Source organism: Actinomyces sp. zg328 (genome assembly GCF_009829635.1).
Classification (GTDB): Bacteria; Actinomycetota; Actinomycetes; order Actinomycetales; family Actinomycetaceae; genus Actinomyces; species Actinomyces marmotae.
The window spans coordinates 22,756-34,105 of the sequence record NZ_VWPE01000021.1 but is presented as its reverse complement, the minus strand read 5'-3'; the positions used below and the strand labels follow the sequence as shown (position 1 = coordinate 34,105).

Genomic DNA, 11,350 nt, shown 5'->3' with positions numbered 1-11,350 from the left:
TCGCCGTCCAGCAGTGGGGCCGCCCCCCGTGCCCGAGCCTGGGCCCCCGGGTCAGCCACGGCCGCCGGGTCGGGGTCGAGGTGCTCCCCATCGCGCAGGTCGAGCCCCCAGCGCTCGTTAACCTCGGAGGAGGGGGGACGGCGCCGCCCCGCCGGGGCGCTCCCGCCGGGCTGGGCGAACTCCGCGCGCCCCCGGGAGGCACCGCGCGAGGCCCCCAGGGCGGCCATCACAGGCGCCGGCGCCTGGGGCAGCGATCTGGCATCAAGAGCCCTGAGCGCGGCGGCGGTGGAGTCGAGCATGTCGCGCGCGGTGCGGGCCTGGTCGGCCGCGGCGTGCAGGTCGGACAGAGCCTCGGCCAGGCGCAGCACCTCGATCACCAGCAGCAGCGCCGCCACACGGGCATCGGCCGCCGCGGCCGTGGCCAGGCGCGCCACCTCCATCAGGGCGTCGGGGGCCGGGCGCGCCAGGGCATCGCGCCGATGGGTCTGCCCCTGGCGGCCCACCACGATCGCGGCCCGCTCCAGGGCCCGGCGCGCCCCCTGGTCGTCGCACGCCAGAGCCAGGGCCCCCAGGGCGCCGGAGACATCACGGCTAGCATCGGCCATCGCCACGGAGTCACGCGGGTCGATGCCGCGGATCCCGTCGGCCAAGATCTCCAGGCCGCGCGCCCGCTGGGCCACGCCCGCCATCGGCTCGTACCCGCCCGACCTGTCGGGCTGCTCACCCCACCAGGCGCCCCGCCACGCGTCGACCGCGCGCTGCGCGCCCTGGGGAGTGTCGGCCCATCGGGCACGCAGGCGCGGCAGCGCCAGGTCGCGCGCCACCCTGCCCCCGCCGTACCAGCACACCTCCTGCCCGTCGGGAACGTACAGCGCCACCGAGTAGCCCACCACGACGTCGCTGTGCCCCGGGGCGAACCTGGGGCGCACGCGGATCCCCATCGAACGCGCCCGCCACACGAAGTCCCCCTCGTCGCGCGCGCCGAGGGCCGCCGCGCGCAATCGCTTCTCCAGCTTGCTCCTGTCGGTCTCATCCTGCCCGCGCGCCACGCTGGCGCGAAGGTCGGCCGCAGAATCGGCGCGCGCCCCGCGCGCGTGCTCGCGCGCCTCGATCACATGCAGCCCATAGGCGCGCTCGATCCTGTTGACCGCCTTGGATGACTTGGTCTCGTCCTGCCACCTGCTCCACAGCGTCCCGTCGGCGCGCACGATATTGGCCACGATGTGCACGTGGTCCCCACCGTTCTTGGACGTCCCGTGGCGCACCGCCACCCACCGGCACGGCGCCTTGCCGTCGGCCCCACTCAAGCCCAGGGAGTCCATGAACTCCTGGGTGATGCGCCCCCAAGCCTCATCACTCAGCGCAGGCTCGTCGGGGCGCAAGCTCAACGAGCAGTGCCACACGTGGTTGCGGCCCCGGCCAACCACCACGACCTTGTCGAGCTCGGGGTCGTACTTGCGCACATCACCCATCGGCCGCTTGCCGTACTCGTCCATGTACTGATCGAGCCTGCGCGCAATCTCGTAGCCCTGCGCGCTCGACAACTCGGGCCACTCCCCCCAGCGTCGCGTGAAGAAGCCATCCCCACCCACCAGGTGCGGCGAGGTGTGCTCATTGGCCCGCCCCGGCCCCACCAGATACATCATGAGGCCCGCGGTGTTACCACCATCGACGATCGCCGCGATCATCGCATCCCCGCCAGCACGTCATCGATCTCATCACACACCCGCCCCACCCGGTCGACCACGGCACCGAAGTCGGCCGGAACCTCGGACACGGTGTTGGCGTGGCGGGCGATCTGGTTGATGTTGCGCGCGATCCCGACCAACTGCAGACGGTAGTCCTGCAACGCCGCCACACGCTCGCGCGCCGCCCCCTGATCAACCGCCGGCCCACCGCCGGGGACCCCGATCGGGTGAAGCGCCGCATCCACCAACAACTTGGCCATCGACTCGCCCGTCACCCTCGAACGCAGCGCGAGCTCCTGCCTCTCCCCGGCCGTGAGATACACCGTCAACCGCTCACGCCGATCCCCGCGCGCACTGCGCGCCGAGCGACGCCGATCACGCCGCCCCTCCAACCCCCGACGAGGAACCGCACAAGCGGCGCCCACGGACTCGTCGTCGGCCACCGCGACACCTCCTCCCAACGCCCAGCGCAGCGACCCACCACAACGGTGGGACCACACGACAAGTGTGCCCCCCGCTGGACGCGACAGTCCAGCGGTAAGATAGTTAGTACCTGTACTAACTACCATCTTGCTCCGCTCGCGGCCCACCCCCCGTGGTGGTCACCCTCGCCGGGCCCAGGACGGCCCGGCCACCCCCCTGGACCACCCCTCAGACGCGCTCACAGCCCGCCTCGCGGCCGAGCGCCCCCATGGACCCCTCCCGCGCCGTCGCGGAGCCCCGCGACGCGACAGCCGGGCTCTCAGCAAGCCATCGCGGACCACGGCCCGACGGCCGCGCAGCATCACCCCGATCAACGGTCCGGTCTGGTCCGGGTCGAGCGCCCTCGGGCGCTCGCCGACCCACCCGCCATCGCCCCGGTCGCCGGTGTGCTCACACGCTCCACGACAACGATGACAGGCCCCGCCCCCGGGGCGCCCACGACCATGGAGAGGACCGGCGACAATGGCCGCTATCAGCAATCCGCTCGACTCCCTGCTCAAAGCCGAGAACGACAGGGAGTCCGCCGCCCGCCGCCTGGCGGCGGCCCACGAGGAACTCGCCGGGGCCATCGAGGCCTACCGCGAAGCCTGGACCGCTGCCACCCGCGCCGGCTGGGCCGTCACCTCCCTCAAGTCGGCCAGGTTCGTCGACCCGGCCAGGCTCCCAAGGCCCACGGCCACCGGCCGCGCATCTACCACCACCCAGGAGTGAGCCATGATCAACGCCCGATCGATCCTCAACCCCGACGGCGGCGGCCACGTCGTCATCGCTGATGACCTCAGGCCCATCGTCGCCCCCACCGCCTCCGACAGCACCGACCGTGCGGTCGTCCTGGACCGCGGCCGCGAGCAGATCATCAACTACGTCAAAGCCGCCGCCCGCGACAACGAGGACACCATCGCCCTCGACGCCGACGACCCCAGCGGCCGCTTCACCGTCTACATCACCCCCGACGGCGCCATCACCGCCGACCCACCACCCACCCCCGAGCCCCTGCCCATCAGCCGACTCACGCCCCTGCACGACCACCACCACAGCCCCGACAAGCCCACCCACCGCGACACCACCAACGACAACCAAGAACCAACCATGACCACCACCCCCACCCCGGCCCGACCCGCGCCACCGACGCCGGCGCCCAGCCCCTTCGCCGACCCCACTCCACCACGCCTCGGCCCACCCGCCCGGCCCCACCCCGCCGCGCCCAGCGACCCACCCGCCACCAGTGCCGATCACGCCCCCGGGCGCGACCGCGCCCTACGCGCCACCATGCTCACCGAGCCAACCGCCCACGAGCGCGCCAAGCGCGGCCTGCGCGGCCGCCTCAACCGCCTCGGCCTGACCCTGCCCCCAACGGCATCGGAGCTCGCCGACCGCGCCGACACCGCCACCGCATGCCAGCACTGGCCCGGACCTCGCACCATCGCCGTCGTCAACGGCAAGGGCGGCTCCGGCAAGACACCCACCACCGTCCTCATCAGCGCCGTCCTGGCCCGCATGGGAGGCGGCGGCATCATCGCCGTCGACAACAACATCACCCGCGGCACCCTCGGCTGGCGCACCATCACCGGCCCCCACACCGCCACCATCGCCGACCTCGTCGCCAACCTCGACCGCCTCACCTCCTCCAGCGCCGCCGCCGCGGACCTCGCCGCCTACGTCCACCACCAACCCGCCGACCGCTACGACGTGCTCCGCTCGCGCCCCGAAGTCCTGGCCACCGAGCAACACTCCGACGCCGCCACCATCGGCGCCGTCCTCCAACTGCTCTCCCGCACATACCGCGTCACCATCATCGACTCAGGCAACGACGAGTCAACCCCCGCATGGCGCGAGATGATCCACCGCGCCGACGCCATCGTCGTGCCCACCACCACCCGCGAAGAGCACGCCGAATCCGCCCGCCTCCTCCTAGCCGAACTCGCCACCCACGACCCCCACACCGCCCAACTGGCCGAACAAGCCACAGTCATCGTCTCCAGGGCCTCCAAAGGCGAGCCCGACCCACACCACCTCGTCGAGCGCTTCAAAACCATGACCCGCTCCGCCGTCGCCATCCCCTACGACCCCGCCATGGCCAGCAGACCCCTGCTCTGGGACAACCTCGCCCCCAACACACGCCGCGCCTGGCTCACCGCCACCGCCCGCGCCGTCGAACCCTTCAACACCCACCACTGACCGGGACGATCGGATAGGGCTGGGGCCCGCCGCTCGGCCTCGGCGGGCCCCACTCGATCCTTGAGCGGCCCAAAAAACAGGACCTACCATGACGCCCATGAACAACACTGCCGGCACCGCAAACGACTACCGCCCGCCACTGGCGCGCCGGTGGGACCACCTGGTGACGACAGCCCTCGTCATCGCGGGACTCGCCTTACTCACCGGCATCGCGATGCTCACCTCCGTCCTCATAGGCAACCTCGACCTGGCCATCCTGCTGGGCGCCGGACTGGTCGCCCTAACCCAGACGGAACTGATCCTGATACTGGTCGCCATGGCCACCGTCCGTCACCGACCACCCCGCTCGCGCGCCGAGCGCCAGGCCATGGACCCACCCACGCGACTAGCAGTGCTGCTGTGGCTCCTGATGATCCCCATCATCACCCTCGGAGGCCTGGTCCACGGCTCATGGTGGCCCACCGCGGCCATGGTCGCCATGGCCCCCTGGGTCATAGCCATCGCGCGGGTGTCCACGTGGCCCGAACGCGACCCCTGGGAGGGCCTGTGAGCCCCACCCGCACCATCTCCCGACAAGGCCTCAGGAGACAGCGATGAGGCCCCGCGGCCCCCACCGCCAACGCATGGCCCCTGACGAGCTGCACGCACGCAGAGAGGCCCTCGGCTACACCGGCGAGCAACTCGCCGCCGCCCTGGACGTGACCATGCGCACCATCCGCAAATGGGAGTCCGGCTCCTCCCCCGTGCCCTACGCCATCGACAACAAGCTCGCAGCCCTCGAGGGCGCCACCCAGGCCGCCATCGCAGCCCTGGTCGCCACCCTGGAGACCCTGCCCCCCACCCGGCGCTCCATCACCATCGTCCAGGAGGGGGCCATCCCGCCGGCCGGCATCACACCTCCGCCCGGCGCCGGAGCGCGCTGGTGGCGCGCCATCGCCCTGGCCGCGGCCCGCCAGACCGGCGCCACCATCGCCCACCGACACGGGGGAGGAGCCGGACTCCCATTGACTAGGGCCTAAAATAGGCCCTATGATGAAGGGGTCACCCCAGGGGCCATCCAAACCCAGGGGCAACCGGCCGCAAGGAGACCCTATGCACCACGACGACTACGCCAGGGACAGGCTCTACCGCCTACTGGCGCTCATCGTCACCGGCATCGCCATAATGTTTATGGGGCAACTCGTGCTCAAGGAGGCCTCGTCCGTGAGCAATTTTTTCTCGGGCTCGCGCGAACCGGGCGCGGTGGTCGCCTATGAGACCGCCGCGCCCAACTATGCAGACACTGAGAGGACAACCGCAGTCGACCCTGGCCCCACCAACGGCGGCGCGAACTCCAAGGCCCTGACCGGCGAGGTGAGGATGATGCTGGTGGTCGTCGGCGGTGTCATCGTGATGGCGATCGGCGCTCCAGTGGCCTACCACGCCTTCTCCAAGGCCCTGGAGCGGCGTCGCCAGGTGCGCGCCGACAAGCATCGGGCCGCCGCCGCCCTAGTCGAGCGCCGAGAGCAGTGGAGCGCCGTCGAAAAGCGGCACCAGGTGGTCCAGGACGCCTGGTTCGACGCCGAGATGGATGTCGTGACCACCATGCTCACCCGTCCCGCCCTGCTCGACCCCGCCGTGCCCGCTACCGGTCGCCTCATCGAGGCCCTGGAGAACGCCCGCGCCATCCACGCCGCCAGCGGCGGAGAGCCGCCCGCCGCCTGGCTCGACGGCATCAGCGACCTGGAGTCGCTGCCCTACTATCGAGCGGTGCTCGACCTGGAGAGGAACTGGCGTGCAGCCACGACGGCCGCCGACAAGGCCGGCCGGGCCATCCTCCCGCGCACCGAGCGGCGCATCCTGGCCGAGGTGGAGAGCCTGCTGGCCATCGCCACCGGCGGCGCGTCTGCCAACGAACGCGACACGGCCTACGCCCGCATCAAGACCCTCCTGGGCCGTATCAAGACCCTGCGGATCCCCGAGAAGGCATGGCAGGCCATCGATGCCGCTCACCGTCCCCAGATCGCCGCGGGCGTCAGCACCTGAGCCCAGTGCCCGCCCGCACCGGTTGAAATCCCGGCGAGCGCTGGCGCCCTGGGGCAGGATGGGCGGTATCCGTGACGCTCCCCGACGAGGGGAAGACCCCCGACGCCCACCGGCCCCCACCGCGGACGGGCGTCCCTTCACCATGATCATCAATGGCCGGACCCACACCAAGCGCGCCGACGCCATCGCCGACCTCGCCCGCACCATGGCTCCCCTGATCGCCTCCCCTCGCCAATCCGCCCCACCACCTCCCGGACAGACCCGATTCAGTTACTCCGCCGCCGTGTCCATCACCCTCAACGGCGCCCGCCTCGACCTGGGCCGCCTGCCCGCCCCCACCCGCGCCGACGGGACCATCGACCACTCCGCCCCCCAGCAATGGGCGCTCGCCCTGCGCGCCCTGGCCGACGAGCCCGACTACCGCGCCCACTCCTCGGCCCGATTCACCTCCACCGATATCGCCAACGCCCCCATACGCGCCCCCGGCCGCGCCACCACCAGCAGTACCGCCCCAGGGTCCACGGGCGCTGCCACTGACGCCCACCAGCAGCGCGCCAGGACCGCGCGATAACAATCAGAGAGCGGCGGGGCCATTCAGCGGGTGTTGGCCTCGATGGCCACGATCACGAACAGCGTGAGAAGCATCAGCAGCATCCCGTTGGACAGGATGCGCACCGGTCCCAGGATCCAGGTGGGCATCGACCACTGGGAAGGGTGGGGGCTGCGCCACAAGCGCACGCAGGACACCACTCCGCACCACCAGGACATCAGGGTCACGGGGACCCCCAGATTGAGCTCATGGGTAGTCAGCATCATATGAGTGAAGCCGATGACCCCGATGGTCACGGGGATGAGCTGGAGGGCCAGGAGGGGCACCACCCATCTGACCCCGCACCAGGTCCGCCGGTGGGGCCGGCCCGTGCACCCCCCCGGGTAGTGGTAGTCGTCGTATGCCGTCATGGCTCCCTCTCCTGCCGAGTCGACGTGATCGCGCGAGTCGACGTGATCGCGAGGGCCATTGAACCCCCTAGAACACGGACACGTGTATGTGGTCGTAGTGTCCGCCGGAGCAGTCAGTGGTGTCGTACAGGCCGCCGGCACCGTCGTAGGGCACCCAGACTCCGGTCGACGCGTCCCACTCCTGGCCCCGCCAGATGATGTAGTGGATCCCGTAATAGCCGGCATTGGCGGCCATCCAGTTGGCCGCGGCGTTGCCGGCGGCCGTGCCCGTCGACGGGTCAGCGGAACGCTGGGGATCGGCGGCGCACGAGTAGAACGGGATATCGCACGCCCGCCCCTGGGGATGGTCCGAGGCCGAATTATAGGGGTGGGCATCCCAGCAGTACAGCGCCGGCTGCACGATCTGCGGGTAATTGCTCATCACATCCGTGATCAGCGTGCTCATTCTCGGCGTGATCAGGGCGGTGCCGTGTGCCCCGGGGGTGGGGTCAGGAAGGCTCATCGCCTCGGGCGCGAAGGTCCCCGGGACGGGTGAGGAGTCCTCCAACCCGCCCGCGCTGGCGCCGGCCACCCCCGGACCCCCCGCCCCTCCCGGGGCCTGGACGTAGTTGGCCATTGCCGCCTTGATGCGCTCGACGTAGGCAGGCGTCTCGCCGTTCTGCGGGATGCCGCCAGCGGACTGGACGGCGCCCAGGCCCGCGTTGTAGGCGGCCAGGGCCAGGTCGAGGACCTCCCCGCTCACGGAGCCGGAGGCCTGGAGCTTCTTGACGCCCTCGACCAGGGAGCACATGTAGGCGCCCTGGGAGTAGATGGCATCCTGCGGGTTGGAGATATCGGCCCTGCCGTCGCCGTCCCCGTCCTTGCCGGCCGAAGCCCACGTGCCCGGCATGAACTGGGCGATCCCCTGGGCCCCCGCCGGTGAGGTGGCCGCGGGGTCCCAGTTCGACTCAGCCTCGATCTGCGCGGCCAGCGCCGGGGCCGTGACCTCCGGGCAGATCGACCCGGCGCGCTTGAGCACCGCCTGGTACTCAGTGGGAACCCCGCTCACGTCCCCTCCGCCCCCCGGCTTAGGGGCTGCCGAATCGCCCCCGCCGCTCAGTACCGCCAGGGGGAGCACGAACGCCAGCGGTAGCGCTAGGACGCCGAGCGCGCCCTTCACAGGCCCATCCCCCTGCCCCGCTCAGGGGCGGGTGACGCCGCGATCCCGCCCTCTGGTCGCGGCTGGCTGACCGCTAGGCCCGCGCCAGGGGGCGCGGAGGCCAGGGCGGCGATGTCCCGGATGCGCTGCGGGTCGAACCCGGACGTGATCCTCCCGTCAGGCGTGGCCACCAGCGGCGCAGACATCAGCCCCATCTCCCGGGCCCGCTCGACCACCTCGGGATGATCCTCCAGGCGCACCACCTCCACGTCCACCCCCGCCCGGGCGAACTGGCGCTCAGTCATCTGGCAGGCGATGCAGTTCTCCTTGGTGTAGACGGTGGCTGCCGGCGCCGGGTCGAGCACCGCCGTGGTCGTGTCGGGGAACGCGCGGCGCACCCTGTCCATGGCCTCGCGCACCGGCAGGGACTCACGGCTCTCCGATCCCCAGACCTCCTCCTCGACCACGGTGACAGTCCCGGGATCGGCGGCAGTCATCTCCAGGGCCAGCGAGCCCAGCCTAGTGGGGGACTCGCCCCGGGGACCGACGAGCCTGATGCGCCATGAGGAGATCTCGACACGGCCGCCCGCGTTGGCGAAGCGGGGGCGGATATCGACCTCTGCGCCAGCGAGAGCCCCCTGGGCTCGCGTCCACCTGGCCACGGCCCCCATCCGGGCGTCGACGCGTGGCCCGTCAGAGTATGGGCTCAGCGCCGCGTCGCGCCAGACCCTGCTGATGGTCCTGGCCGCGGAGTAGGGGCTCATGAGCTGCTCATCCCCGAGCGCAACTCGCTCGGAGTAGTCGTCGGGGGAGAGCCACGTCACGCCGACCCGCAGGTCGTCGTCGTCAAAAACCCGGATGAGGAAGTCGGGCATATCCGACGTGTACAGGGACAGTGACACGCCGCCTCTGTGGGGCTTGACCCGGTAGCCGACCCCGTCGAACGCGTCGTAGCGGCGGAACTGGTCCAGGTCCACGCCGGCGTCGGCCAGGATGTCCCGGGCGCGCTCGACGAGGCCGTGCGCGGCCAAAAGCTTCCGGCAGCCGGCATCCCACTGGGTGCCGATCGACTCGATCCACGTCTCCACCGGGGCCGGATCCAAGTACAGGGGCCGGCTGTCACCGACCGGAGCCAGGTCGTATCGAAGACGCCCATCGGTGGTGATACCGACCATCGCAGGCCCTAAGAAGGCCTCGCTCGTGAATGGGCTGGGCGGGCGCCTCAGCCCATCGAGATAGGCCCGCAGCTCCTCGGGCAGGGGCTGATCGCAGCGATCATCCCACCACCTGCGATCCGATGACAGATCACGGTACTCCAGCGCGACCCAGTCGTCGCGCGCGGCGTCGTCCATGGCGTCCTCCTGTGTGACGGTCCCCCGCTTCCCGGGGGTCCTCACCTGTTGCGTGGGGCGTGTGAGCACGCACGGGCGGTGAGCTCGTCGTGACCTCCATGGACCGCCTGGCCCGCTCCGTGCGCGACCTGGCCGACCTGGTCGACGAGCTCACCGCCCGCGCCCTGACCGACACCGACATCGCCCAGGCCAGGCAGCGCCTGGCCGCAGGTGTCCCCTAGACAGTCGTCGCCCGCGACCTGGGCGTGCACCGCGCGACGTTGTATCGGGCGCTGGGGCGTCAGTAGGTGCGGCGGTGGGCACTGCTACTCTGTGAGCGCCTTCTCCGGCACCTTCTCCCGGAACACCTAGTGTCCTTGCCGGGGAGGAAGTGAGGTCAGGGAGGAGGTGGGGGTCGTGTCCAAGCCGCATGGCAAGCACGCCAAAGTCCGCGGGGGCAAGGGAACGGCCCGGAAGGTGAGCGCGCTTCTCAACTCAAGCGCTCGCCTGATCCGGGCCGTCAGTGTCCTTGTGGATGCCCTCGGTAGGTGGTTCAACTGAACTTCCTACCTCGGGGAGCCACCCGGTGTCCGCCGGGTGGCTCCCCTTTATTGTGCCTGTCGGCCTGCCTGTCTGGCAAGCACGGTGGTGAGGCTGGCTTCAGGCTGCGGCGTTGAGGGCTTGTCGCATGGCGTTGTCGGGTGGTGCGGTGTAGCGCTGGGTGGTGGCGACGCTGGTGTGGCCGAGGAGGCGTTGGACGGCGAGGAGATCGCGGTCGGCGGCGTAGGCGGTGGTGGCGAAGCGGTGGCGCAGTGTGTGCAGGCTCCATCCGGGTGGGAGGACTCGGCTGGCCAGACGGGCGGCCCATCGGGGTGTGATGTGTCCGCCGTCTCGTGAGGGGAAGGCCCAGCCCTCGGGGCTGGTGGCGCACATGGTGCGGATGAGGGCGGTCAGCTCGTCAGTGAGGGGGATGAGGCGGTCGCGGCCTCCCTTGGCGTGCACCACGAGGCTGGTGGCGGTCAGATCGTCGATGAGGTCGCGGATGTTGACCTGGACGATCTCGCTGCGGCGCAGGCCGGCTGCGCCGGCCAGTGTCAGGATCGCCCTGGTGCGCTCGTCGGCGTCGGCCAGGGCGCGGCGGTAGACGGCCTCTGGGGTCGGCCTGGGTGGTGGGACAGGGCGGGAGATCGGTGGCAGCGCGTCGGCCGGGCTGGGGCGCAGGTCGAGCGCGACGTAGAGCAGGCGGATGGAGACGTAGTAGGCATGGCGGGTCTCTGGCTGCCAGCGCTGGGCTCCGGCCCAGGTGAGCAGCTGGTCACTGGTGACCTGGTCGGGGGGCGTGTCGGCCAGGGCGCGTGCGAGCTGGCGCACGTGGCGCAGGCGCGTGGCGATGGTGGTCTCACGTCGTCCCGCGGCGCGCAGGACGGTCTCGAAGCGGGCGACGGCGCCGGCCCAGGTGGCGGGTACCGGCAGGGTGCAGGGGCTGGTGTTCATGGGAGTGGATCGTGATCGCCTGCTGTGAGCACGCGAGAACGCCAGCGTTTGGT

General features: G+C 71.1%; 12 protein-coding genes and 1 pseudogene. 7 read left to right on the top strand and 6 right to left on the bottom strand.

Translation table 11 applies throughout. From position 1 onward, the window contains the following. On the bottom strand, positions 1-1,688 hold a 1,688-nt coding region (locus GVV75_RS08765), incomplete at its 3' end, for a relaxase/mobilization nuclease domain-containing protein (RefSeq protein WP_159524296.1). Further along, positions 1,685-2,131 carry a plasmid mobilization relaxosome protein MobC gene (gene mobC / locus GVV75_RS10150; protein WP_201288259.1) on the bottom strand — a complete coding sequence of 149 codons (447 nt, stop codon included), beginning with the start codon at positions 2,129-2,131 and terminating at the stop codon, positions 1,685-1,687. The genes mobC and GVV75_RS08765, both read right to left, overlap by 4 nt. A gap of 502 nt (positions 2,132-2,633) precedes the next feature. Here mobC and GVV75_RS08755 point away from each other — a divergent pair. The 6 genes from GVV75_RS08755 to GVV75_RS08730 all read left to right on the top strand — a co-directional run bounded on the left by GVV75_RS08755 (position 2,634) and on the right by GVV75_RS08730 (position 6,945). Continuing rightward, positions 2,634-2,882, top strand: coding sequence for a hypothetical protein (locus GVV75_RS08755; protein ID WP_159524297.1), 249 nt, complete (start codon positions 2,634-2,636; stop codon positions 2,880-2,882). Positions 2,883-2,885: 3 nt separating this feature from the next. After that, positions 2,886-4,349, top strand: coding sequence for an AAA family ATPase (locus GVV75_RS08750; RefSeq protein WP_159524298.1), 1,464 nt, complete (start codon positions 2,886-2,888; stop codon positions 4,347-4,349). 97 nt (positions 4,350-4,446) lie between these two features. After that, complete coding sequence (locus tag GVV75_RS08745) at positions 4,447-4,899, top strand: hypothetical protein (protein WP_159524299.1); 453 nt, start codon at positions 4,447-4,449, stop codon at positions 4,897-4,899. Positions 4,900-4,942: 43 nt separating this feature from the next. Further along, the gene (locus GVV75_RS08740) at positions 4,943-5,368 is read left to right on the top strand and encodes a helix-turn-helix domain-containing protein (protein ID WP_159524300.1); all 426 of its coding nucleotides are present in this window, start codon (positions 4,943-4,945) and stop codon (positions 5,366-5,368) included. 73 nt (positions 5,369-5,441) lie between these two features. Then, complete coding sequence (locus GVV75_RS08735; RefSeq protein WP_159524301.1) at positions 5,442-6,374, top strand: hypothetical protein; 933 nt, start codon at positions 5,442-5,444, stop codon at positions 6,372-6,374. 142 nt (positions 6,375-6,516) lie between these two features. Beyond that, entirely contained in the window at positions 6,517-6,945 is a 429-nt protein-coding gene (locus GVV75_RS08730; protein ID WP_159524302.1) for a hypothetical protein, read from the top strand. Between the two features lie 23 nt (positions 6,946-6,968). Here the strand turns inward: GVV75_RS08730 and GVV75_RS08725 are convergent, their stop codons facing one another. From GVV75_RS08725 to GVV75_RS08715, 3 genes are all read right to left on the bottom strand, one after another. Then, the gene (locus GVV75_RS08725) at positions 6,969-7,334 is read right to left on the bottom strand and encodes a hypothetical protein (protein ID WP_159524303.1); all 366 of its coding nucleotides are present in this window, start codon (positions 7,332-7,334) and stop codon (positions 6,969-6,971) included. 67 nt (positions 7,335-7,401) lie between these two features. Further along, positions 7,402-8,382, bottom strand: coding sequence for a lytic transglycosylase domain-containing protein (locus tag GVV75_RS08720; RefSeq protein ID WP_235905585.1), 981 nt, complete (start codon positions 8,380-8,382; stop codon positions 7,402-7,404). A gap of 107 nt (positions 8,383-8,489) precedes the next feature. Continuing rightward, positions 8,490-9,824: a glutaredoxin domain-containing protein gene (locus GVV75_RS08715; protein WP_159524305.1), complete on the bottom strand. Its 1,335-nt coding sequence runs from the start codon at positions 9,822-9,824 to the stop codon at positions 8,490-8,492. 86 nt (positions 9,825-9,910) lie between these two features. Between GVV75_RS08715 and GVV75_RS08710 the strand changes: the two are divergent. Beyond that, a pseudogene (locus GVV75_RS08710) lies at positions 9,911-10,045 on the top strand (hypothetical protein); the annotation flags it as partial. A gap of 418 nt (positions 10,046-10,463) precedes the next feature. Here the strand turns inward: GVV75_RS08710 and GVV75_RS08705 are convergent. Next, a complete protein-coding gene (locus GVV75_RS08705; RefSeq protein WP_159524306.1) occupies positions 10,464-11,297 on the bottom strand; it encodes a tyrosine-type recombinase/integrase in 834 nt (277 codons plus the stop codon). Between the last annotated feature and the right edge of the window lie 53 nt (positions 11,298-11,350).